At 63.4% G+C, this 22434-nt stretch carries 21 protein-coding genes and 1 tRNA gene; 4 read left to right on the top strand and 18 right to left on the bottom strand.

The genetic code is table 11. From position 1 onward, the window contains the following. Nucleotides 1–56: 56 nt before the first annotated feature. The 8 genes from VGK27_13855 to VGK27_13820 form a co-directional block, all read right to left on the bottom strand. The gene (locus VGK27_13855; GenBank protein HEY3491187.1) at nt 57–266 is read right to left on the bottom strand and encodes a YezD family protein; all 210 of its coding nucleotides are present in this window, start codon (nt 264–266) and stop codon (nt 57–59) included. A 34-nt stretch (nt 267–300) separates the two neighbouring features. After that, nucleotides 301–1071: an ABC transporter permease gene (locus VGK27_13850; protein HEY3491186.1), complete on the bottom strand. Its 771-nt coding sequence runs from the start codon at nt 1069–1071 to the stop codon at nt 301–303. Nucleotides 1072–1073: 2 nt separating this feature from the next. After that, entirely contained in the window at nt 1074–1910 is an 837-nt protein-coding gene (locus tag VGK27_13845) for an ABC transporter ATP-binding protein (protein HEY3491185.1), read from the bottom strand. Continuing rightward, a complete protein-coding gene (locus VGK27_13840; protein ID HEY3491184.1) occupies nt 1910–2899 on the bottom strand; it encodes an ABC transporter substrate-binding protein in 990 nt (329 codons plus the stop codon). The genes VGK27_13845 and VGK27_13840 overlap by 1 nt, the downstream gene beginning before the upstream one ends. Before the next feature lie 123 nt (nt 2900–3022). Beyond that, complete coding sequence (locus VGK27_13835) at nt 3023–4375, bottom strand: AMP-binding protein (protein HEY3491183.1); 1353 nt, start codon at nt 4373–4375, stop codon at nt 3023–3025. Next, nucleotides 4372–5808 (bottom strand): 4-hydroxyphenylacetate 3-hydroxylase N-terminal domain-containing protein, encoded by a 1437-nt coding sequence (locus VGK27_13830; GenBank protein HEY3491182.1) that lies wholly within the window; start codon nt 5806–5808, stop codon nt 4372–4374. The genes VGK27_13835 and VGK27_13830 overlap by 4 nt, the downstream gene beginning before the upstream one ends. Nucleotides 5809–5820: 12 nt before the next feature. Continuing rightward, nucleotides 5821–6774 (bottom strand): cysteine synthase A, encoded by a 954-nt coding sequence (gene cysK / locus VGK27_13825; GenBank protein HEY3491181.1) that lies wholly within the window; start codon nt 6772–6774, stop codon nt 5821–5823. A gap of 209 nt (nt 6775–6983) precedes the next feature. Then, nucleotides 6984–7373, bottom strand: coding sequence for a hypothetical protein (locus tag VGK27_13820; protein HEY3491180.1), 390 nt, complete (start codon nt 7371–7373; stop codon nt 6984–6986). A gap of 147 nt (nt 7374–7520) precedes the next feature. On the opposite strand from VGK27_13820, the gene VGK27_13815 reads away from it, so the two are divergent. Continuing rightward, nucleotides 7521–7721 (top strand): hypothetical protein, encoded by a 201-nt coding sequence (locus VGK27_13815; protein ID HEY3491179.1) that lies wholly within the window; start codon nt 7521–7523, stop codon nt 7719–7721. A 40-nt stretch (nt 7722–7761) separates the two neighbouring features. Here the strand turns inward: VGK27_13815 and VGK27_13810 are convergent. Then, nucleotides 7762–7838: transfer RNA gene (locus tag VGK27_13810), tRNA-Met, on the bottom strand. A 197-nt stretch (nt 7839–8035) separates the two neighbouring features. Here VGK27_13810 and VGK27_13805 point away from each other — a divergent pair. From VGK27_13805 to VGK27_13795, 3 genes are all read left to right on the top strand, one after another. Beyond that, nucleotides 8036–8500, top strand: coding sequence for a hypothetical protein (locus VGK27_13805; GenBank protein ID HEY3491178.1), 465 nt, complete (start codon nt 8036–8038; stop codon nt 8498–8500). 126 nt (nt 8501–8626) lie between these two features. After that, complete coding sequence (locus tag VGK27_13800) at nt 8627–9085, top strand: hypothetical protein (GenBank protein HEY3491177.1); 459 nt, start codon at nt 8627–8629, stop codon at nt 9083–9085. A 114-nt stretch (nt 9086–9199) separates the two neighbouring features. After that, the gene (locus tag VGK27_13795; GenBank protein HEY3491176.1) at nt 9200–9655 is read left to right on the top strand and encodes a hypothetical protein; all 456 of its coding nucleotides are present in this window, start codon (nt 9200–9202) and stop codon (nt 9653–9655) included. A gap of 3 nt (nt 9656–9658) precedes the next feature. Here the strand turns inward: VGK27_13795 and VGK27_13790 are convergent, their stop codons facing one another. From VGK27_13790 to glnD, 9 genes are all read right to left on the bottom strand, one after another. Beyond that, nucleotides 9659–10795 (bottom strand): pseudouridine synthase, encoded by a 1137-nt coding sequence (locus tag VGK27_13790; protein HEY3491175.1) that lies wholly within the window; start codon nt 10793–10795, stop codon nt 9659–9661. After that, nucleotides 10785–11882 carry an SMC-Scp complex subunit ScpB gene (scpB, locus tag VGK27_13785; GenBank protein HEY3491174.1) on the bottom strand — a complete coding sequence of 366 codons (1098 nt, stop codon included), beginning with the start codon at nt 11880–11882 and terminating at the stop codon, nt 10785–10787. Before scpB ends, VGK27_13790 begins: the two co-directional genes overlap by 11 nt. Then, nucleotides 11848–12723, bottom strand: coding sequence for a segregation/condensation protein A (locus VGK27_13780; protein ID HEY3491173.1), 876 nt, complete (start codon nt 12721–12723; stop codon nt 11848–11850). The genes scpB and VGK27_13780 overlap by 35 nt, the downstream gene beginning before the upstream one ends. Nucleotides 12724–12736: 13 nt before the next feature. Continuing rightward, complete coding sequence (trpS, locus tag VGK27_13775; protein ID HEY3491172.1) at nt 12737–13720, bottom strand: tryptophan--tRNA ligase; 984 nt, start codon at nt 13718–13720, stop codon at nt 12737–12739. A gap of 31 nt (nt 13721–13751) precedes the next feature. Then, nucleotides 13752–14447, bottom strand: coding sequence for a site-2 protease family protein (locus tag VGK27_13770; protein HEY3491171.1), 696 nt, complete (start codon nt 14445–14447; stop codon nt 13752–13754). Between the two features lie 70 nt (nt 14448–14517). Further along, the gene (locus VGK27_13765; GenBank protein HEY3491170.1) at nt 14518–17169 is read right to left on the bottom strand and encodes a CBS domain-containing protein; all 2652 of its coding nucleotides are present in this window, start codon (nt 17167–17169) and stop codon (nt 14518–14520) included. A 49-nt stretch (nt 17170–17218) separates the two neighbouring features. Then, nucleotides 17219–18784, bottom strand: a complete 1566-nt coding sequence (locus VGK27_13760; GenBank protein ID HEY3491169.1) for a hypothetical protein — start codon at nt 18782–18784, stop codon at nt 17219–17221. 73 nt (nt 18785–18857) lie between these two features. After that, nucleotides 18858–19751, bottom strand: a complete 894-nt coding sequence (xerD, locus tag VGK27_13755; GenBank protein HEY3491168.1) for a site-specific tyrosine recombinase XerD — start codon at nt 19749–19751, stop codon at nt 18858–18860. Nucleotides 19752–19754: 3 nt separating this feature from the next. Further along, the gene (gene glnD / locus VGK27_13750; GenBank protein ID HEY3491167.1) at nt 19755–22433 is read right to left on the bottom strand and encodes a [protein-PII] uridylyltransferase; all 2679 of its coding nucleotides are present in this window, start codon (nt 22431–22433) and stop codon (nt 19755–19757) included. Between the last annotated feature and the right edge of the window lies 1 nt (nt 22434).

The raw sequence follows: 22434 nt of genomic DNA, 5'->3' as shown, positions 1-22434 counted from the left end.
CCCTTGAATCGGGCTCCGATCCGACAACGCGGAAAGCAGCGATTCCTTCGGGTGCGTCATATCCCGTCCCCCTCCCGGAAGCCGCCGCCCGGGTTGACGATCCTGAACTTCTCCTGCCGCTCGACCTGGACCGTCACCCCGTCCTGGACGATCACCGTCACGGTCCCGTACCGCAATCCCCGCAACGCGTCCTGAATCAGCGCGAGCGCGAGCCTTTCCCTTTCTGCCTTCCTTCTTTTCGCCTCTTCCGCATCCCGGCTGCTCATTGGCGCGCCTCCTTCCTGAATGGTTTTCGTTCTGTCACGACCGGTCTTCCCGGAGGAGCCAGAAAAGCGCCCGCTTCCGGATCGATTCGAGGAGCGCCATCGAGGCCCAGGTCACGCAACCCGTGTACAGGATCCCGGCCGCCATCTTCGGGTAGTCCGCGAAATCGGCGTAATACTGGACGAACCGTCCCAAACCCGCGTTCGCCCCGAACAGCTCGGCGACCGTCAGCATGATGAAAGAAAGCGCAAGCCCGACGGCCATCCCGGAAAAGATGTGGGGCAGCGCCGCCGGAAACGCGACCCGCAGCAGGTATTCCCGACGGGATAAGCCGAGGATTCGAGCGTTGTCCCGGTATCGGACATCGATGGAATGGACTCCCGCCGCGGTATTGAGGAAGACCGGCCAGAACGCCCCCAGGAAGATCACGAACATGGCGGACAACCGGAACGTAGGCAGGATCGCGATCGCGTAAGCCACATACACCGTGGGCGGGACCGGTGCGACCACGCGGGCGAACGGGAAGAAGGTTTTCCGCATCCGGGCGGACTCGCCGACGATCAGCCCGGAAAAGATTCCGGCGGCGACGGCGAGGAGATATCCGGGAACGAGGATGAGGAACGAAGAGACCGTTCCCTTCCACAATTCGGGAAGCGACGCCCGAAGCGCTTCGAGCGTCTTGACCGGCGTCGGATAGAGCGGGTTGGCCCCGACCGGGGTCAGCGTCGTGACCAGCTGCCAGGCGGCCAGGATCGCGATGAAGAGGAGCGCCGGTTCCCACGGGAACTTCACGATGTTCCTATCCATCTTCAGATCCCCTCCGCCGAACCTGCCACCATCGTGGGTTCCTCGAGCCGGTTCAGCACGTCTTCCCGGTACAAGTCCGATATTTGTTCCCGAAGCGAGCGGAACTCGCCGATCGCCGCCCGCCGGTCCCGCGGGGAGACGCCGCGATGATGCGAAACAGGGAGATCCGCGATCACCCGGCCGGGGGAAGCGCCCAGCACGACGACCCGGTCGCCGAGAAAGATGGCCTCGTCCACATCGTGCGTCACGAAGAGGATCGTCTTCCGGGGCTGCGCCGCCTCCCGCACTTCCGCCAGCAGGTCCTGGAGCCGGATCCGGTTGAGCGGATCGAGCGCCCCGAACGGCTCGTCCATCAACAGCACCGGGGATCCGATCGCGAGCGCGCGGGCGATGGCGCCCCGTTGCTGCATCCCGCCGGAAAGCTGGTACGGGTATTTCGACGCCGATCCCGAAAGCCCCACCATCTCCAGGTAGTCCTCCGCCAGCGCAAGCTGTTCCGCACGGGGCTTCCCGGGAAACGCCTTCCGGATCGCCAGGACGAGATTGTCGGACACCTTCATCCATGGGAAGAGCGAATAGTCCTGGAAGACGACGCCGCGCTCGATTCCGGGCTCCCCGATCTCGCGCCCCTTCCATGAGACCCGGCCCTCCGTCGGCCGCTCGAGTCCCGCCAGCAGGCGGAGCAGCGTGGTCTTGCCGGACCCGCTCGGCCCCAGGAGCGCCACCAGCTGCCCCTCCGGGATCGAAAGATCGATCCCGCGCAGGACGATATTTCCGCGGAAGGCGTGGGAGATGCCGCGGGCCTCGAGACCCGCGGCATTCCCGGCGGATGCAGGCATCACGCGTCCCGCTCCGCAAACTGTTTCTTCAGCTTCTGCCAGTAGGCATCTTTCGGGCTCTCCCGGATCAGCCCGTCCAGCGCCGCCTTGTAGATTGCCGTGTTGATGTATTGGCCGATGTCGGCCTTCGAGGCGACCATCTCCGAGTGCTGCATCGTCCCCCAGAAATGCTTGACCCCCTTGACGTTCGGGTCGCTGCTCTGGTCGAGGTGCCCCTGGTAGTACGCCTTCTCGATCAGCGCGCGGTCGAGCTTCACGTATTTAACGATCGCGTCGATGGTTTCCTTGTGGTTCTCCTTCGCGTATTTCTCGGCCCGGAGGATGGCACGGACGAACCGCTCCAGCGTCGCCGTGTTCCTGAGCTTCCCTTCCCGGACCACGATCCTGCAGCACGGGTGTCCCGGTTGGAGCTTGTCGCTCCGGATCACGACCTTCAGCCCCTGCTCCTCGGCTTTCAGGTCGAACGGTCCCCAGACGACGCCCGCATCCACCTGGCCCGACTTGACCGACTCGATCACCGCCGGCGGGTTCTTCAGCTCGAAGATCTGCAGGTCCTTCTTCCAATCGATGCCGGCATCCTTCAGCGCGCCCCGAAGGACCGCGTCACCTGTCGCCAGGCGGACGGTCGCCACTTTCTTTCCCTTCAGGTCGGCGATCCGCTTCACCTTTCCGGCGTTTGCCGCGGTCGTGACGATGGCCGCATCCTCGCCCATGATCCCGCCGATGATCCGGATGTCGGCGCCCTTGTCGATATGCGCTAGCGGCGCCGTCGTCCCGAACGCGCCGATGTCGATCTTGTCGGCCCGCAGCGCCGAAAGGCCGTCCGCCGAATTCGCGAACTCCAGCAGTTCGGCGTCGATCCCCTCTTTCGCGAAGAAGCCCTTTTCCTTCGCGACGAAGAACTTCGCGTGCCCGGTCACCGGCAGATAACCGACCTTGATCGCCTCGCCCGCGAACGCCGCGGCCGAGAACGCCGTCAGTGCAGCCACGGTCAATAAGCGTCGCAGTACCCTTTTCTTTTTTCCTGTATGACCCATCTCCATTCCCCCTTTCCTGGCGGCGCCGCCGCCGTTCCTTGGTACTTCCCACTCATGCTTTTATTCCCGCCGGTCTTATCGGTTGTCCACGACCCGTTTCGCCTTGTGCACCGCCCTCGGAAGCGTCCCGTCTTCGTGGATCGTCACCGAATGGGGAGCGACCCCGTGTCGATTCCGCAGGATCGTCCGCACGCCATCCGCCAGGGCGGTTTCCGAGACGGACGCCCCGTTCCTCCGCTCGATCTCCAGCCCGAACCGCGTCAGTCGGTTTTCCCGCGTCAGCGTGATCCGGTATTCGCCCGTCGACTCGGGAATCTCCCGGACCGCGATTTCCACGTCCGACGGAAAAAGATTCACGCCGTTGACGATGAACATGTCGTCGGTCCGCCCCAGCACCTTGATCCGCACGTGCGTCCGCCCGCAGGCGCATGGCGACCGGTCGGCTGTGACGATGTCCCCGGTCCTGAAACGGATCATCGGGCGCGCTTTTTTCTTGAGCGTCGTCAGCACCATCTCGCCCTTCTCCCCATCCAGCACCGGCTCCCCGGTTGCAGGATCGAGCACCTCAAGGAGATGATGGTCTTCCGAGAGGTGCAGCCCTTCCCGCTCCCGGCACATCCCGGCCGAGGCTCCGAAGATGTCGGAGATGCCGTAGAAGTCGTACAGCTCGGCGTCCCATAACCGCTCGATCGCCTGTCGTGTCGCCGGGATCGATCCGCCCGGCTCGCCCGCCACGATGATCTTCCGGATCGCGAGATCGCGCGCGGGGTCGAGTCCCTGCGCTTTCGCCGTCTCCCCCAGATGCCATGCGTAGGAAGGCGTCGTCCAGGTGACCGTGGCGCCGAAGGACTTCGCCAGGAACAGAAGCCTGTCGGCCGGGAGGGTACCGCCCCAGATCGTCAAGGCGCCCAGCCGCTGCGCCCCGATCACGTCGGGCCCGCCGACGAACATCGAGAAATTCAGCGCGTGCAGGTAGCGGTCGGTCTCGCGCATGCCTGCCGCGTAGAAAAGGCGCGCCTCGACGTCCTGCCATCCGTCGAAATCCTCGGCGGTGAAGGGAGACAGAGTCGGCACGCCGGTGGAACCGCTCGAAGCCGAGACATAGACGACCTCGGTTTCCGGCACGGCCGCCAGATCTCCCAGCAACGGGGCGGCGGTCTGCCGATCTCGCAGGATCGACTTCTTGATGAAGGGAAATGCGCGCAGGTCGGACAGCGACCGGAGATCGGATGCCGCCAGGCCCGAATCCCGGAACGATGCCCTGTAATAAGGGGAATTCCGGCCGGCGAAGTCGAGATGCTCCTTCAGGAGCCGCAGCTGGAGCGCATCGAGATCATGCCGGGGCAAGGTCTCCAGCGCTTCGTCCCAATATTCCCGTTCCGTGAGGCTGTCTGCCGTGTCCGCTGCCGTTGTCGTGCGCGTCGTCATCGGACCTCTCCTTCCAATCCGGCGATATGCCGGGCTCGCACGCCCAGCGCGTCCCACGGCTCGAGGGCGCGAACCATCAGACGCGCCCCGTCGGGAGAGCCGCCCCCGTGCAGGCATCCGGGAATCCCGCCCCCGACGGTCAGCCATTCGACCAGTCGCGCCAAGCGGGCCCGCACTTCCCCGCTTTCGGCCGCCGACATCGCGTCCAGCAACGACTTGCCGTACTCGGGCGAGTTCAGGTCCTTGTACGAAGGGAAACATCCCGTCTCGGCGATGCCCCCGCCGATCTCCTGCGCCAATCGCTTGGTTTCATAAGGAAGCGTCGCCACCAGCACCTTGTTGACATGCGAAAGCAGCGGATCGGGAATCCAGACGCCGGAAGGGTGCCGGGTGCCAAGCATCGCGGCTCCCATGCCGACCGCGAAAGTGGTCTCGTTGTTGATCGCCATTTTCGTCAACTTGTCCTGGAACACCTTGCGCGAGAGCCCCCCCGCCTTGCCCAGCTCGGTGGCGGCCCCGATCATCACGTCGCCCTGCCCGGCCACGCACGCTCCTATCGGAGCCCGGTAGAGGGCCGTAAAAAGATGGACGAAGCGCGCCGCGAACGGCGTCTCGCCCCGGAGGAAGATCCGGTCATTCGGGACGAAGACGTCGTCGAACAGGAGGAACGCCTGGGAGATGCCGCCCGTCTTGGGGGCATCCCAGCCTTCCTCCTCGTCCCGCGTGTCGCTCGGCCGACGCGTCTCGACCACGGTGAGTCCCGCAACGTCGCGGGGGATCGCAAAAGCGACGGCGAAGTCGACCTCCGATTCCGACAGCGCGCCCCCGGGGACGCAGACGATCTCGTGCGCCGCGGCGACGCCGCAGATCTGCGCCTTGACGCCCCGGACGACGATGCCGTCCTCCCGAACATCCTTCACGTGCAGGTAGCGGTCGGGATCCGCCTGGCCGGACGGCGGAAGCGACCGGTCGCCCTTCGCGTCGGTCAGCGCGCCGGCGGTGGCCAGGCCGTTTTCCTCGATATGGCGAAAGTATTTTTCAAGTCGCGCGTGGTATCCGGTCCCGTGCTCGGCATCAACCTCGTGCGTCACGGCCCACAGCGCGTTGAGTGCCGTCCACCCGGCGCACGTCGCCCCGTGGCAAGCGCCTGTCCGACGGAACTGTTCCCGCTTCATCCGGGCATTGGCGGCCACGTCCTCCGCGGAACGTACGAGCGTATTCCAGCGGTGTGCCGGCTTGTTCGTGAGATGCGAATCGGAGGTGAACAGCGGCGCGCTTTCCGGATCGAACGCCGCGTCGTAGCAGGCCGCGATGGCGGCGACATGGAGGCGCGTCGCGGGATGCGTCGTCACATCTGCCAGTGGCTTTCCCCACTTGTAAATATTGGGACGAAGCCGCCGGAGGCTCTCAAGGTATTGTTTGCCGTTGATCATCGCCGGCGTCCCCTAGATCCCTTCGAACAGCGCCGTCGACAGGTAGCGCTCGGCCAGATCCGGAAGGATCGCGACGATGGTCTTGCCCGCGAACTCCGGCAGCTTCGCGAGCCGGACGGCAACCGCGGCGGCCGCTCCAGACGAGATGCCGACCAGCAGCCCTTCCTCCCTGCTCAGCCGCTTCGCGGTCTCGATCGCCTCGTCGCTGCCCACCAGCTCGACACGGTCCACAAGCGTCAGGTCGAGCGTGTCCGGGATGAAGCCTGCGCCGATCCCCTGGATCTTGTGGGGTCCCGGCTTCAGCGGCTCTCCGGCCAGCTTCTGCGTGATGACCGGGCTCTCCTTCGGCTCGACGGCCACAGAGATGATTGCCTTGCCCTTCGTCTTCTTGATGTAACGCGAGACGCCTGTGATCGTGCCGCCGGTCCCGACGCCGGAGACGATCACGTCGACGCCCCCGTTGGTATCGTTCCAGATCTCGGGGCCCGTCGTCTTCTCGTGGATCTCGGGATTCGCGGGATTCTTGAACTGCTGCGGCAGGAACCAGCGGCCCGGCTCGGAGGCCGCGATCTCCTCGGCCTTGCTGATCGCGCCCTTCATCCCTTCGACTCCCGGCGTCAGTACCAGCTTGGCGCCCAGCGCCGCAAGAATCCGCCGTCGCTCGATGCTCATCGTCTCGGGCATCGTCAGCGTGAGCTTGTAGCCGCGCGCCGCGGCGACGTAGGCCAGCGCGATGCCGGTGTTGCCGCTGGTCGGCTCTACGATCTCGACGCCGGGCTTGAGGACGCCCCGCTTCTCGGCGTCCGCGATCAGGTTCTGCCCGATCCGGTCCTTGACCGAGTAGGCCGGGTTGCGCCCTTCAACCTTGACGAGCACGGTCGCCTTCGCCCCATCGGTCACATGGTTCAGCTTCACCAGCGGGGTGTTCCCGATCGATTGCGAGTTGTCGCTGTAAATCTGGCTCATGGTTCGATCTCCTTCCGGGGCGGATGCCCCTTGTTTGCCTATCGTTTTTGTAGGCATTATGGTTAAAAAAATTGGTTCGCATTGAGGGTCTCAGGGATCCGGCACCACTGACCGGATTCCCCTATAGGCGTTATAGACTATCTATCGAAAGCCCCCTTGTCAAGTCTTATCGCCAAGGGGGGATAAGGACGATCGGGTCGCGCGTCCGGTCATTTCTCGCTAAACTCTGCGTCCTTCTCGTTCACCAGCTTCTGGACCGGCCCTGGCGCATCGTCGAAATGCCAGCAGTCGAATTTGTCCTTCTGCGTTGCCTTGATGGGCGCGGTGCAGACCACATCCGTCCCCCTGAAAACGTAGAGCTTGACCGCCTTCCCGCCGGCAGGAAAACCGGGGATTTGGCTGTACACGCCGATCAGTTTCTGCACGGCGGATGGAGATTCGGCCATGATCTCGCCAACGGTCAGCCGAAGCACAGCTACGTTGTCCGACGCCCGAGCGGAGCCCCAAGAAAAGCAGATAAACATCAGCAAGACCCCTGGCAGCAACATCGCCAGTTGCGACGGTACGGCAGGATGACGATCTATACTTTTTTCGGACATGAAACACCTCCTCCCGGCGGGATATCCCCAGATTCTATACCGGCGATTTCTCCAAATGATACGGATATCCAGACAACTGCCGACACATCTGCCCGAGGCGCCACGGGTCCCCTTGAAGAATTTTCGTGATAAAAGGGATCGGCTCTGATGCGACTCGTCGATTCGTGCGGGTGGCTTGGGTTTTTTTCAGACGGTTCGCTGGCGGAAGTGTACGCTCGGGAACTCTCTGCGCCCCCCGAGGAGATCGTCGTCCCGTCGATCGTCCTCCACGAGGTCTACAAGTTCCTGCTGCGGACGGCGGGAGAGGAAATCGCCCTGCAATGCGCCGGACGGGGAGGGGGGGCATAAAAAAAGGGAACCGCATCTCTGCGATTCCCTTGTGCTTTTTTGGTAGCGGGGAGGGGATTTGAACCCCTGACCTTCGGGTTATGAGCCCGACGAGCTACCTGGCTGCTCCACCCCGCGCCGTGAACCTAAGATACTATCGTTTTGACGGGCATGATGTCAAGGGATTTCGCCCTTCGGGTCGGAATAACCATCCCACAGACCCGATTACCGATGATTTGAACACTTTTTTATCCGGAACCGGCAACCCGATGCCCCCGATCGCTATCTAATTGTCGCCGCAACGACGTGAGCCAATTCGGTTTTCGGAGGGTCTCATGACGCAAAGGTGTCTGCCTGTGCTCGCCGCACTGTCCATCCTGCTGCTTCCCGTCGTCCCTCCCGTTCGGGCGGCCGGGACCGTCATCAATCCCCACATCAAGCCCGGGCGTTGCGAAAGCTGCCACTCGAAGGTCCCGACCAAGGAGGAAGGGGCGGCCGGCAACCTTAACCTGCTCAAGGACACGATCGACGATACCTGCCACATGTGCCACCCCAAGGTGTGCTGCGACATGAATGCCCTGCACACATTCAACCACCCGAGCGGATTCGACCACTGGGACAAGACGAGGTTCCGGTCGCCGAAAACGTTGCCGCTGCAGAACGGGTTCATCACCTGCAACACCTGCCATTTTCATTCGATCCCCGACGGGCCTTCCTACAAGATGGTTCGGATCGTCCACCGGGATGGTGAGAAGATCGAGTGGTCCCCTCTTTGCCGGGACTGCCACGACGACAAGTGAGCGTCATGCGGTAACCTTGGCGAGGACGGGGGAGTATTCAATGATGGAGAACCGGTCGATTCTGCCTGCTCCAAGCCAACCTTTCGACAGCCGGCACGAACCCGTGACGACGGAAAGGGGAATCCGATGCGTTGCCGATCTCTCGCCCTGCGTCTGCTTTCGTCGCTCCTCCTCGCAGCCGTTCCCTTCAAGGTTTGGGCGGCGCCCGTCACCTGCAACCCGCACACCTCGACCGACCGCGAGAGCTGCCTCTCCTGCCATACCGTGATTCCCGTGACCGACGACGCGGCGTGCGGCGTTTTCCGTCTGACCAGGGATACGGTCGACGAGACGTGCCGCTGCTGCCACCGGCAGGTCGTGTGCGCCCTCGGCCCGAATCGGGTCGAGCACCTGTCCGATGCGGAAACCTGGAACTGCCAAGGCCCCAAAACCCTGCCGCTGAATGACGGCCGGATCACCTGCACCACCTGCCATTACCGGATGAAGCCCGAAGGGGGCGACTACAAGATGGTCCGCAACGTCGCGATCATCGACGGGGGGCCCGATTTCACGAAATTCTGCGCCGACTGCCACCCGGGCCGCTGAATCCCCCTGTCTCTGACATGAGGTGTATACTGTATCCAGAGACGTAATACCCGGCGTACTCTCACCAACCCTTCTGCGGCCGACACCCATCCTGCCGGCAGAAAGGGGAACGAGATGTATCGCCACCCCGGCTTCGCCCTCGTGGTCCTGTTTGCCTGCCTCTCGCTTGCCAACCCGGTCGAATCCGCTCCCGTCAATCCACACATCTCGATGGACCTCTGCCCGTACTGCCACGTGGCCATCCCCTCTCCCGACGACATCGCGCTCGGGGAGTTCCGGCTGTTGCGGGATTCCATCGACACCACATGCAAGACGTGCCATGCGGATACGGCGTGCGCGCTCGGCATCGGCCAGGTTGTCCATCCGTCGGGAATCGGGAACTGGAACCAACGGGTGTGCGATGGACCGAAAACGCTGCCGTTGTATGCGGGGAAGATCACCTGCGCGACGTGCCACTACCATCTGAAGCCGGTCGGCGCCGATTTCAAGATGGTGCGGAAGGTCAACTTCTTCGGGAACGACGTGGATCTCAGCGCGTTCTGCGCCGACTGCCACGAGGACTACTATTGAGGCTCAGTCGTTCGATGAGCGCCGTTTGCGGGGCGCGGACGGCCCTTTGGCCGGACCGGAACCACGCCTGGGCTTGGCAGCACTGCCGCGGGCACTGCCGCGGGCACAGCCGCGGGCGCTTCCGGATGCGCTCCCCTTTCGCGGAGCGCCTTTAGCAGGCTTGCGCGACGACGGCTTCGGCTTGCCGAACGTGCCGGCCTTCATTCCCTTGACCGGGCCTGCGGCCTTGCGCGGCTTGGCCTTCTTCTTTTTATCCGGCGCCTCGTCGACTGCCTCGGCGGCCTTGGGCTTCGCCTTCTTGGGGGCCGTCGCCTTCTGGAGCAGGCGGGCCTTTTCGCCCATGGTCTCGACCCGCTTGACATGCGCCGCACGCTTGACCGGCGGCCCGGCGAGCTTCGCTTCCTTCGCGCGCTCTTCCACGTAGGCCTGCAGCTCGCGGACTTCCTTGCCGGTCAGGTAGCGCCACTCGCCCGTATCGAGGCCGCCCAGCTCGAGCGTGCCGACCGCCACGCGGCGCAGCTTCATTACCCGGTGGCCGATCGCGTCGAACATCTTGCGCACCTGGTGGTAACGGCCCTCGGCGATCTTGATGGAGACCCATGCCTTCCCCTCGCGATGCTCGATGAAGGTGATGTACGCCGGGTTGGTCGTCTCTCCGTCGATCTCCATTCCCTTCCGCAGCACGTTGAGGCTGGCCCTGTTGGGCACCCCCATGACCTTGGCGATGTACGTCTTCTCGACACCGAAGCGCGGGTGGGTCAGCTTGAACGCCAGGTCGCCGTCGTTGGTCAGCAGCAGAAGCCCGGTCGTGTGGTAGTCGAGTCGCCCCACGGGGAAGATGCGGGTCGAGAGCGCGCCGACCATCGAGGCGACGGTATCCCGCCCCTCCTTGTCCTTCATCGTGGTCATCACGTTGTCGGGCTTGTGGAGCATGACATAGATCTTCTCGTCGGAGACCGGGACCAGCATGCGGCCGTCGAGCCGCACCTCGTCGCGCCCCGGGACCCAAAGCATGCCCGGGTCGGTCGACAGCTTGCCGTTGACGGTCACGCGACCCGCGCGGATCATTTCGTCTGCGGCACGCCGCGATACCCCCGCCGCCAGGACGATGTATTTGTTGAGCCGTTCTTCAGTCGCCATTCGGCTCCCCTTCGCCCGCCCTCGGCGGGTCGGTCTCGTCTGACAGTTCGCTGTCCTCTGATTCGGCCGCCTCGATCTCGGCCAGCTCGTCGATGCCGTCGTCCAGATCGCCGACCCGGCTCATGGCGGCCTCTTCGAGCACATCCTCGGCCGCCACGCCGGAGGCCCCGCGCATCTCGTCGAGCGTTTCGGCGTTGCGGCGCGACTGATCGAGCGCATCGGCCAGCTCGGCCGCTTCCCGCTTCTCGTCCATCGGGAAGGGAAGCTCGGGCAGCTGCGGCTCTTCGGATTTGCTGGAGAGATAGTCCTCGATCTCGCGCAGCGACGGCAGGTCGGACATGGTGCCCAGGCCGAACACTTCCATGAATTCGCGCGTGGTTCCGAAAATGAACGGCTTGCCCGCGACGTTTTTCTTGCCCATCACGCGAACGAGCCGCCGCTCCATCAGCGTCTTGAGCGCCCCCGCGCAATCGACGCCGCGGATCTCTTCCATCTCCTGGCGCGTGATCGGCTGCCGGTAGGCGATGATCGCCAGCGTCTCGAGCGCGGCGCGCGAGAAGCGGACCGGCTTGACGTCGAACATCTTGCGGACATACTCCTGGTTGGCCGGGTTGGTGCGGAACTGGATGGCCCGGTTGATCTCCTCGACGACGATTCCCGAGCTTGCGGGCGAATACCTGGCCTTGAGCGCGTCGACAACCGCGCGGACGTCGGCGCGCGTAAAGCCGCCCAGGATCTTGCCGATCCGATCGTAGGACAGCGGCTGGGCGCTGATCAGCATGAGACTCTCGACGATGGCCGCGGAACGGGCGATATCGATCGGCTCGGCCGCCCCCCTGCCCTCCTCGGCGACTTCGGGAAGCGTCTCGTCGGCCTCTTCGCGCGGCGCATCGCCTCCGGCGAGCCCGGCCAGGTCGGATTCGGCAAGGAGTACGACGGACTCGGCCGCCTCTCCCTCGCCCTCTCCCTCGCCCGCGTCTGCGCCGTCGGAAGCCATCGGCTCGGCCAACGCGCTTTCTTCGTCGAGCGGGAACGGCTCCTCGGGAAGTGCGTCAGTCGGGGTCGGTCGTTTCGGATTCTTGGTCATCTTCTCCCTCGGTCACTGCGGGCACGATCGTGATGAAACCCATCGGGTTCGCCTGGAACACCTTGACGGTGCGCTCCTTCACCAGCTCGAGAATGGCGAGGAAGAACGAGACGATCTCGTTGCGCGTGGTGAACTCCTCGAGCAGCCGCTCGAACCGGATGGTGCCGTCTTCCTTCAGGCGGTCGAGCAGGAAAGCGATGGCATCGGCGGTCGAGAGCCGGTCGACGAACACCTTGTGGACATCCTTGGTCGGGATGCGCCCCAGCACGTCCTTGAACGCCGTGATGAGGTCGGCCAGCGACAGCTCGGTCATCGTCAGCTCTTCCTCGAGCGGCTCCTCGCCGACGAAGTCGCGTGCGAAGACCTCGCGTCCCAGCAGCGGACGTCCGCCCAGCCTGGCCGCCGCTTCCTTGAACTTTTCGTATTCGGTCAGCCGCCGCTGCAGCTCGGCCTGCAGGATCTCGGGATCGTCCTCGGGCTCGAGTTCGCCCTCCTGGCGCGGCAGCAGCGACCGCGACTTGATATAGATGAGAGTGGACGCCATCACGAGGAATTCGCTCGCGATGTCGAGGTTGAGCGACTTCATCACGTCGAGGTAGGCGAGATACTGCTCGGTGATCAGCGAGATGGGGATGTCGTTGACGTCGAGCTTGTCTTTGCGGACGAGGTGCAGCAGCAGGTCGAGCGGCCCCTCGAACACCTCAAGCTTGAGCGGGATGCCCGCGACGGTCGATGACCATTCCTCGGCGCCCGGAAGCTTCGGGTGGGCTTCGGGTTCGACGGCGATTTGGGTCGGATCGACCGGGACCGCCTCGTCGGGGGGGGCGGACAATGGCGTCATGCCTTCCTGGGGATCAGATGCCGACAGCTTCCCGTACCTCCTGGATCTTCCGGGTCGCGACCGCATTCGCGCGCGCCGAGCCTTCGGCGAGGATGTCCTTCACCGAGATTCCGCTCTCGACGATCGCCTGCCGCCGCTTGCGGATCGGAACGAGCACCCGCTCCATGTTCTCGTACATCGCCTTCTTGCAGTCGATGCACCCGATGCCTGCGGAGCGGCAGCCCGCAGCCGACCACGCGACCGTCTTCTCGTCGGAAAAGATCTTGTGGTAGTCGTGCACGTTGCAGATGTCGGGATTGCCCGGATCGGTGCGACGGACGCGCGCCGGATCGGTCACCATCGGCCGGACCTTGTCCCACACTTCCTGCGCGGTGTCTGACAGCAGGATCGCGTTGCCGTAGGACTTGCTCATCTTGCGGTTGTCGAGTCCCATCACCTTGGAAGTCTTCGTGAGGTACTGATCTGGAATGACGAACGTTTCCTTCTGGTACAGGAAGTTGAAGCGACGCCCGATCTCGCGCGTCAGCTCGAGGTGCGGTAGCTGGTCGATGCCCACCGGGACGAGCGAGGCGTCGTACATCAGGATGTCGGCCGTCATCAGCACGGGGTAGCCGAGGAATCCGTAGGTTTGCAGGTCGCGCTGCGACAGCTCGCGAAGCTGTTCCTTGTAGGTCGTGCACCGCTCGAGCCATGCGAGCGGCGTGATCATCGACAGGAGCAGATGCAACTCGGCGTGGGCAGGGACGTGGCTCTGGATGAAGAGGTTGGCCTTATTCGGATCGATGCCGGAGGCCATCCAGTCGAGGACCATCTCGTCGATGCTGTCGCGGATGACCTGGGTGCGCTCGTACTCGGTGGTGAGGGCGTGCCAGTCGGCCACAAAGAAGAAGCAGTCGTGCTCTTCCTGCATCTTCGCCCAGTTGACGAGCACCCCGAGATAATGCCCCAGGTGAAGCTGCCCGCTGGGCCTCATGCCGCTCAACACACGCTTGCGCACGGTCTTGTCCCCCCTTGGATCGTTCATATGCTTAATGGGCGCCCAGGATGACCGCGGTCAGCAGCCGGATGGGCATGTCGATAAAGCGCCAGATTATACCAGACATCATCAGCAGGATGAGCAGCGGCATCCCGTATCTTTCGACCGAGGCCAGCGCCATGGACGCGCGCGGGGGCAACAGGCCGACGGCGATCCGCCCCCCGTCGAGCGGCGGGATCGGTACGAGGTTGAAGATGGCCAGGATCACGTTGATCCGGACCGAGACGACCAGCATCATCGCCACGGGAACCAGCACCTTCCGGGCGAGCGTATCGGCATCGCCGCTCATCGAAACGTTATAGATCACCCCGGGGTCGATCGCGGCGATGATCCGGAAGAGGAGGCCGGAAAGAGACGCGAGCATCAGGTTGGTGATCACCCCTGCCGAGGCCACGTATATCGGGTCTCGCTTCTGATCGTGGAGCAGCCGGAAGTTGACCGGGACCGGCTTAGCCCAGCCGAACATGAACCCCGAATTCATGACGAGCAGCACCAGCGGGACGAGAACGGTGCCGATCGGATCGATGTGCGCCAGCGGGTTGAGCGTGACCCGTCCGAGCATCATCGCAGTGGGATCGCCCTTCTTGGAAGCGACCCACCCGTGGGCCACCTCGTGGAACGTGATGGCCAGGATGACCGGAAGCGCGTAGATCGATATATTCTGTATGATGACCTGGATGTCAGGCAAAAATGTTCCCCCATATCGTCACGGCAAACGGGAAGTATATCAGAAGCAGGCGCCCGATGTGTGGCCGGGTTCAGTCCTCTTCGGTAAACAGGGGGAAGGATCTCCGGATCCAGGCGGTCTCCCCCTTTGGCGTGCGGATCTCCCCGGCCAGCCGTTTCTCATGCACGGCCTCGAGGATCTTCTTGAACCTCGGGCCGGGCGGATACCCCATCGCCTTGAGGTCCTCCCCGGTCGTGAAGACGCGTATCGGCTTGAGCTGGGTAAGATACAACGAGATATATCTTTTGATATCAGGATGTTTCGCCTTTGCCATCAAGTAAAGGATCACTTCGTTCGGCAGGTCGCGGAAGATATCGTGGATGGCCTTCCGGGAAACGACCGGCAACCCGAACAGGCACCGGAGCAGGGATTCGCCGGTCTGCTTGGCCGTGACGACGTGGGCGCGGAGGCGGCGCCCCAATCCGAGGCGTTCGGCAAAAGCGATCGCCTCGTCGGGCGGCACCGGGTCGAGCAGCGCCAGGTAATAGACCATCCACGGATCGACCTTTTCGTCGAGGAAGAGCAGGGAGAACCAGACCAGCACCTCGGACACCTCGGACATCAGGGCCATCTGGTCGTTTCCTAGCGTGATGTCGGGATGGATCGAGGGCGCGAGTCCGAATTCGCTCATCCGCCGGAGGATAGATACAGGATCTTTTTCTTTAAATATTAGCTCTAACTCGTTGTTTAATCTAGTCTTTGGAAGACGACTGACGAGATCGAGCCGGACGGCGTTCCGGATCAGGTTACGCGTGTGACGAGCGATGGCGAATCCGAAGCGCTGTTCGAAGCGACAGGCGCGCAGGATCCGGGTCGGATCTTCGACGAACGAGAGGGAATGCAGGACCCGGATCGCGCGGTCCTTGATGTCGCGCTGGGCGCCGAAGTAATCGACCAGCTCCCCGAACAGCTCGCCGTCGAGCCGGACCGCCAGCGTATTGATCGTGAAATCACGCCGATAGAGATCCTGTTTCATGCTGCTGAAGGAGACGGTGGGAAGCGCCCCCGGCTCGACATAATATTCGACCCGGGCCGTCGCCACATCGAGCTTGAACCCGTCGGGGAACACCACGACCGCGGTTCCGAACTTGTGGTGGGGGCGCACCCGGCACGGTGCGTGGACCTGCGCGAGCGCCTCGGCGAAAGCGATTCCGTCCCCTTCGACCACGAGATCGATGTCGAGGTTGTCGAGCCGCATCAGCAGATCGCGCACGAAACCGCCGACCAGGTAGAGCTTCATCCCGAGCCGCTCGGCGACCTGCCCCGCTGAGTGCAGGAGCGCCATCACGCTTTCGGGAAGGCGGTCCCGCATCAGATTGCCCACCCGTTTGGGACGGGAATAGATTCCGCCGCTCGGGGATGCCTCCTCGACATCCCCGACCGTCGCGCGACTGGCCTCGTGAAGGTGGCGAAGCAGGCCCGTGCGGGTAATGATGCCGGCCAGGCGGCGATCCCCGTCGAGCACAGGAATCAGGCGCTGGTTCTTGCCGATCAGGATCTCCTGGACCCGCTCGATGCTGTCTCCGACCCCGGTCGACTCGAAATCAGTCGTCATGTATTCGGTAACGTCTTCCATGCCAAGGCCATGATATATCGCCTTTTCCGCGACCTGGCGCGTAATGATGCCTGCCACGACGACGCCCTGCATCACCGGAACGGCGTTCAGGCCGTAGCGCGTCATCATCTCATGGGCGGCGGCGACCGTATCGCCGGCCGATGCGCTCCGGACGGGGGCGACCATGAGATCTGCGGCCGTCTTTCGATGGATGACGCGGGTGGACAGGATCTCGAGGATTCGCTCGCGAATCTCGGTCGCGGTAACGTGCTTCAGAGCGGCCGACGCCGCATAGGGGTGCCCTCCCCCGCCGAGCGCCCGCATCACCTCGCCCACATCGACCTCGGGGCGCCGGCTTCGGGCGACCACCACCACCCGGTCGCCCATCTGGCAGACCGCGAACAGGACGCCGGCTCCTTCCATATCGCGCAGGCGATGGACGACCGGCGCGATCTCTCCGGCGTATTCCTCGCGTCGGGCCTCGGTCACGATCACCTCGACACCGTTGATCATGTAGGGACGCGAACCCTGCATCAGGTCGTACAGAAGCGAGACCTGATCGGATGTGATCTCGCGGGAAAGGACATCCGAAACGGTCGCCAGGCTCGCCCCGTGCTCCAGGAGGATCGCGGCAGCCCTGCAGTCTTCGGGCGTGGTCGAAGGGAATGAGAGCGACCCCGTGTCCTCGTAAATGCCCAACATCATAACTGTGGCTTCATCTGCTGAATATTCAAGCCCTTTTTCTGCGAGAAGCCCGACCATGATCGTCGCAGTGGACCCGACGGCTCGCACGACCTCGAGGCTGCCCTTGATGTCGGCATCGGAATCCGGGTGGTGGTCGTAGAGGTGGATCTCGACCCCCGGCTTCCCGATCAGGCTACGGAACAGTCCAATCCGCGCCGAGTTGCGGATGTCTACCAGGATCAGCAGCGTGACCGCGTCGAGGTCGATGTCGGCCGCTTTCCGCATTTCGAGATTGTAAAGCGCCGACTGCAGCAGGAACCCCTTGACGCTCTCCTCCTGCGTGCCCGGCATGGCGATGACAGCCTCGGGATAAAGCTTCCTGGCCGCCACCATTGAGGCGACGGTATCGAAGTCGGCATTGGTATGCGTCGTGATCACCTGCATATATGCGTAACCTATCGGATCATCAAGACTTCGGCAAGCAGAACACCGATCAGTTGACGCTGCGGGAGATTTCGTACCAGGCGCCCTCCTGCCCGTGGAAAAGCTGGATCGTCGAATTCGGTCTGCATTCGAAGTCGGCGCCTCCTGCCAGATGGATCTTCCCTCCGCTGACGATACGGGTATTCGCGTCGGTGCAGATCAAGGTAATCGACTGCCCGTTGTAAGGGTTCCGGAAACCGTTGATGGATGCGAACCCGCCCGTGCCCTTGGACTGTGTGTAGAACCAGTTCGCCCCGCCGCCGACATCGGGCGTTTCGTCCGATGCGGGAAAATAGAATCTGGCGGAAGCATAGTTGCTCAGATGCACATGGTCGGTAATGTTCCGGTACCGTGTCTTAGCCGGGTCCCAGGACTGCGACCCGATGAAGATGACCCGATTGCCAGACCGCCATCCGGGGTATGTGTTTTCGACCGCCTTCGCCGGGAGCTGGGAATTGATGAATATCCAGGTCGAGAACCCGTTCCCATTGAGGAACGTGAGCTCGGGCTCCGTGTAATTACCGAATGCGGCATTGATCCACGTGGTGTTACCGTTCGAGGCAATGTAAGGGTTTCGCGTGACCCCCTCCAATCCATGCAGGACGGCGCCGGTGAAAACATAAGATGATGGCGAACCGCTCGCCCCCTCGGGCGCGACGAAGAATTGCCCCGAGACCTCCGACCGGACTCCCGTGACGGTCAAGCTGTTCACAAAACTCGCGATGTGAATGTCGATCCCGTTATGCCCGAGGTTCATGCTGTCCATCACCACCGACCCCGTGCCCGCGAGCTCGTTGCCGAAGGAGAAAGCGCGGTCGTTGAAGGTGGCGTCGACATGATCGAAGAAACTGTTCATGGCGTTCGGCCAGAGCTGCCGGTATCCGACCGTATTGTAGGAGAATAAGCAGTTCCGGAAAGACATGTTCTCGTTGTTGCTCTCGTTTCTCGCTACATCACCGACCTGTACGCCTACCCCGAACAGGAGAAAATCGCAGGACGTGAAGGCAATGGAGGTACTGCCATCGTGGATGTAGACGCCGATCCCGGTCCAATCGGAGACGGAATGGCTGCCGGTCGAGTTCCCAAGAAAAACCACGTCGGAAATGGCACTGTACTTGACATGGGACAGGTCAATCATCGTCGCCTTGGGATTTCCGTTTCCGATCCATCTCAGCCGCACCCCCCCGCCCCGCTGGCCTACCCCCGCACCCCGGATTCGCAGATACGATCGGTTCCGGACTGTAACGGTTCTTCCGAGCGTATAGGTCCCCGGAGGGAACACGATTTCCCCGCCATCCGGGGTCGCCTCGATGCACCTCCCGATAAACGGGGACAGGTCGGTCCGGTCCGTCCCGTCCGCGATCCCGGCCCACAGGTTATCGGGGATGAATGCCCTGACGTCGGTCCATGGCGCTTTCACCGAAAGCGCGTCAGCCTGGATACTTTTCCTGAAAGACGCATTTTCGGAGATGTTCCAGCCCAGTCCCGAAGAATCCGAAGGGACGGCGGAAAGGATTGCGGCCAAGCCGACCGCGGCGAGCATGACACCTGTCTCGGATCGCCTCGTTTTGATCATTTTCCCTCCGGTGTGTCCCTGCCCCTCGGGTCACGTTCATTCCTTTGGATTCATGGGCATCGGTTCGGGTTCGTTACCCCCTCGGGTGGTGGCGGCGGTGCGCCTCGAGGAGCCGCTCGGGGGTTACGAAGGTATAGATCTGGGTCGTGGCGATGTCGGCGTGTCCCAGCATGGCCTGTACGGCGCGCAGGTCGGCACCGCCGGCCAGCAGGTGGCCCGCGAAGGAATGCCTTAATGTATGAGGCGAGATATCAATCCGTATACCTGCGATAATGACCCAGTATTTAATCCGGTTCCAGAGTGTTTGCCGGGTAATGGCCTTTCCGCGCCGGCTCAAGAAAATCGCGTTTCCGCTTCCGTTGCGAAGGAACACGGGGCGTCCCATCTTCATGTAGGTCGACAGGTCGGCCAGCGCCTTCTGGGCGACGGGGACGACACGCTCCTTGCTTCCCTTCCCGAAGATCCGCAGGAAACCGGCGGATGTGTCGACGTTTTCGAGACGAAGCGTGACGACCTCGGTCGCGCGCAATCCGGAGGCGTACATCAAGGACAGCATCGCCCGGTCGCGCAATCCCTCGGGCGTTTCGCTGTCGGGAGCGTCGAGCAGGGCGGAAACCTCGGTGAGCGTCAGGTATTTGGGCAGCGGGCGGCCGGTCTTCGGGGCGCGGACGTCGGCCAGCGGCGACGCCTCGAGCTTCCCTTCCCGGACGAGCCAACGAAAAAAGGACCGGATGGAGGAAACGTGGCGCGCGGTGCTGCGGGCGGAAAGGCCCTCTTCCCGGAGGTCGGTCAGGAAGCGAAGGTAGGCGGGGCGGTCGAACCGGTCGGGCGTCGTCCCCTCCGCCAGCAGGTGGGAGACGAAGCGGCGGATGTCGCCGCCGTAGGCGTCGAGCGTGTGGGGTGACAGTCGCCGCTCGGTGCGGAGGTGCAGAAGGAAGCCGTCAGCCAGCGATTCGATGTCCTCCACGGGTCACTGCTCCCCCGCGATCGCGTCCATGAGCGCGGCCCGGATCTCTTCCTGGCGCGCCGGATCGGTGATCTTCCCGCCATCCTGGTCGGCTAGGTAGAAAACGTCGGCCACCTGGTCGGCCTTGGTGGCGATCTTGGAGAGGACGATATCCACGCCGAGTGCCGTCAGGGTGCCCGTGATGTCGAACAACAGGCCGATCCGGTCGTAGGTGAAGATGTCGACGACGGTGTACCGCGTGGAGACGCTGTTGTCGAACACGACCCGCGTGGGCCGGTACTTGACCAGCTTTTCCCGGACGAAGCGGGGGGTGCGGCGCTCGGCCAGCAAGGCGGGGACGTCGATACTCCCGGACAACACCCGCTTCAGGTCGCCGGCAAGCCGGCCGCGGCGGGACTGCTCCGGGTCTTCCTCGAAGATCCCCGAGACGTAAAAGGTGTCGACTGCCACCCCGTCAAAGGTGGTGGCGATCGCGGCGTTGAGGATGTTGACCGAATCGGCGGACAGCGTGCCCGCAATGGTAGCGAACAGCCCCCGCCGGTCGGGGCAGAGCACGATCACCTCCGAGGCGCCGGTTTCGGGAACATCGATCACCTCGACCATCGGGGCCCCGGAATAGGCGGAGAGCATCCTGAAATGCTGCGGGATGAGCGTGTCGGGCGTGCCGAGGAAATAACGATCGTCGAAGCGCGACATGAACAGGTCGAGGATGTCCGGCGGGGCGGACTTGAGCAGGTCGCGTACTGCCTCCCGGCGACGGGTCGCCTGCTGCTCGAACGGATGTTTGAGGGCGCCGTGCTCGAGCACGTTTTTCGCCTTGGCATAGAGCTCGCCGATCAGCATCGACTTCCAGTGGTTCCACACCTCGGGGCCGACCGCCCGGATGTCGGAATAGGTCAGCAGGTAGAGTTGGTCGAGGCGGGCCATCGTGCCCACGGTTCCGCTGAACGACAGGATGAGGTCGAGGTCGTGCAGGTCGCGACGCTGGGCGGCATGGGCCATCGACAAGTGCTCCCGCACGAGAAAAACCACGTCGTCGATCAGCGCCTGCGAAAGCCCGAGGCGGCGGCAGATCCGCTCGGCCATCTCGGCGCCGACCTCGGAATGGCGATGCCCCCGCCCCTTGCCGATGTCGTGGCAAAGCGTCGCGAGCGTCAGGACGTCGGGGCGGGCCACCGTCTTGAAGATCCGGAGGAACGCATCCTCGTCCGGGTTGCGATGTTCGAGAAACTCGGCGCGCGCCAGGACGCTCGCGGCGCGGATGCTGTGCACGTCGACGGTGTAGACATGGTAGACGTCGCGCTGGACCTTGCAGGTGATGCCCGCCCACTCGGGGATGTACCGGCCGAGGAAGCGCGTGGCGTTCATCGCCATGAGCGTGTCCCGCAGGTGGGTCGTGTCGCCCAGGATTTCGAGGAACAGCTTCGCGGCACGCGGATCCTCGCGGAACTCCGCAGTGACGGCCGGCAGCGCCTGCTGGATCTGCCGCTTGGCCTCGACGGAAAGTTTCGCCTTGTTGATCTGCATCGACCGGAAGAATTCGAGGATGCGGACCGGGTCTTTCCGGAAGGAGCCGGCATCCCGGGCGGAGATCTTCCCCTTGTAGATGATCGCCTCGTCGCCCAGCTGCTTGCGCCTCTGGAAAAAGAAGGGCCTCCGGGACGGCTCGGGCAGGAATCGGCCGACCTCTTCAAGCAGCTCGTCGGAAAGCTGGGCGCAGGCGACCGTGTTGAGGTAGTAGGCGCGCATGAACCGCTCGACGCCGTAGTCGTTGCCCCGGTCGCGATAGCCGAATCGCGCCGCCACCTGCTCTTGGGCGTCGAACGTCAGCATATCGGTCTTCTTGCCGGGGAGGAAATGCATCTCGGTCCGGACGCGCAGCAGGTAGTCTTCGACGTAACGAAGCGCCTCGATCGTCTGACGGGTCGCGACCCCCTTGTTCCGGAGCTCGGTCAGGTTGGCGCACTTGTACTTGATCCGGGCGGCCCAGACCGCGGTCTGGATGTCGCGAAGCGCCCCGCGCCCTTCCTTGATGTTGGGCTCGAGCACGTAGGTCGTCAGCCCGTACTTCTCGTGGCGCGCATGCATCTCGGAGATCTTCTTCTCGATGAACCGGTCGGCGCCCGTATAAAAGAGAAACTTGTCGAGCTCCTTGACCGACTCGTCGAAGTTGCCCTCGTGGCCGGTAATAAACCGGCGATCGAGCAGCGCAGTCCGGATGGTGTCGTCGCACGACGCCATCTTGATCGTTTCCTTGACGTTGCGGACGCTGTAGCCGACGTCGAGGCCGAGATCCCACAGCGGATAGGTCATCCACTCGGTCATCGCCTCGACGTAGCGGTCGAGCTTGTAGGGATAAAGGAACAGAAGGTCGACGTCGGATTTCGGGCAGAGCTCCCGACGGCCGTAGCCGCCGACGGCGACCACGGACATCTTGTAGCCGATGTCGGGGGCGGTGGCCAGGAAGGACTGGCGCGCCCGGTCGTGGACCACCCGCAGAACCGTGTCCATCGCGTCGGAGTAATCGTAGCACGCGGCGTGGCCGGCCCCCGGGATCGTGCGGCATTGGGCCCGAATGGCGCCGAGCGTCCCGGCGAGATACCCTTTTAACGCTTCGCGAAATTCCTTGTCGGACATCCCGGCCCGGGAAAGGTCGATGTCGAAAACCGGAGCCGGGGGCACG

The sequence above is a fragment of the Candidatus Deferrimicrobiaceae bacterium genome, assembly GCA_036504035.1.
In the GTDB taxonomy this organism is placed as follows: domain Bacteria; phylum Desulfobacterota; class Deferrimicrobia; order Deferrimicrobiales; family Deferrimicrobiaceae; genus JANXPS01.
This window is presented reverse-complemented; position numbering and strand designations above follow the sequence as displayed.

What these genes read in the sequence shown, in the direction of transcription:
- VGK27_13855 (HEY3491187.1), bottom strand. Translation starts at nt 266, where the DNA reads ATGAGCAGCCGGGATGCGGAAGAGGCGAAAAGAAGGAAGGCAGAAAGG.
- VGK27_13850 (HEY3491186.1), bottom strand. Translation starts at nt 1,071, where the DNA reads ATGGATAGGAACATCGTGAAGTTCCCGTGGGAACCGGCGCTCCTCTTC.
- VGK27_13845 (HEY3491185.1), bottom strand. Translation starts at nt 1,910, where the DNA reads ATGCCTGCATCCGCCGGGAATGCCGCGGGTCTCGAGGCCCGCGGCATC.
- VGK27_13835 (HEY3491183.1), bottom strand. Translation starts at nt 4,375, where the DNA reads ATGACGACGCGCACGACAACGGCAGCGGACACGGCAGACAGCCTCACG.
- VGK27_13830 (HEY3491182.1), bottom strand. Translation starts at nt 5,808, where the DNA reads ATGATCAACGGCAAACAATACCTTGAGAGCCTCCGGCGGCTTCGTCCC.
- cysK (HEY3491181.1), bottom strand. Translation starts at nt 6,774, where the DNA reads ATGAGCCAGATTTACAGCGACAACTCGCAATCGATCGGGAACACCCCG.
- VGK27_13820 (HEY3491180.1), bottom strand. Translation starts at nt 7,373, where the DNA reads ATGTCCGAAAAAAGTATAGATCGTCATCCTGCCGTACCGTCGCAACTG.
- VGK27_13815 (HEY3491179.1), top strand. Translation starts at nt 7,521, where the DNA reads ATGCGACTCGTCGATTCGTGCGGGTGGCTTGGGTTTTTTTCAGACGGT.
- VGK27_13805 (HEY3491178.1), top strand. Translation starts at nt 8,036, where the DNA reads ATGACGCAAAGGTGTCTGCCTGTGCTCGCCGCACTGTCCATCCTGCTG.
- VGK27_13800 (HEY3491177.1), top strand. Translation starts at nt 8,627, where the DNA reads ATGCGTTGCCGATCTCTCGCCCTGCGTCTGCTTTCGTCGCTCCTCCTC.
- VGK27_13795 (HEY3491176.1), top strand. Translation starts at nt 9,200, where the DNA reads ATGTATCGCCACCCCGGCTTCGCCCTCGTGGTCCTGTTTGCCTGCCTC.
- VGK27_13790 (HEY3491175.1), bottom strand. Translation starts at nt 10,795, where the DNA reads ATGGCGACTGAAGAACGGCTCAACAAATACATCGTCCTGGCGGCGGGG.
- scpB (HEY3491174.1), bottom strand. Translation starts at nt 11,882, where the DNA reads ATGACCAAGAATCCGAAACGACCGACCCCGACTGACGCACTTCCCGAG.
- VGK27_13780 (HEY3491173.1), bottom strand. Translation starts at nt 12,723, where the DNA reads ATGACGCCATTGTCCGCCCCCCCCGACGAGGCGGTCCCGGTCGATCCG.
- VGK27_13765 (HEY3491170.1), bottom strand. Translation starts at nt 17,169, where the DNA reads ATGCAGGTGATCACGACGCATACCAATGCCGACTTCGATACCGTCGCC.
- VGK27_13760 (HEY3491169.1), bottom strand. Translation starts at nt 18,784, where the DNA reads ATGATCAAAACGAGGCGATCCGAGACAGGTGTCATGCTCGCCGCGGTC.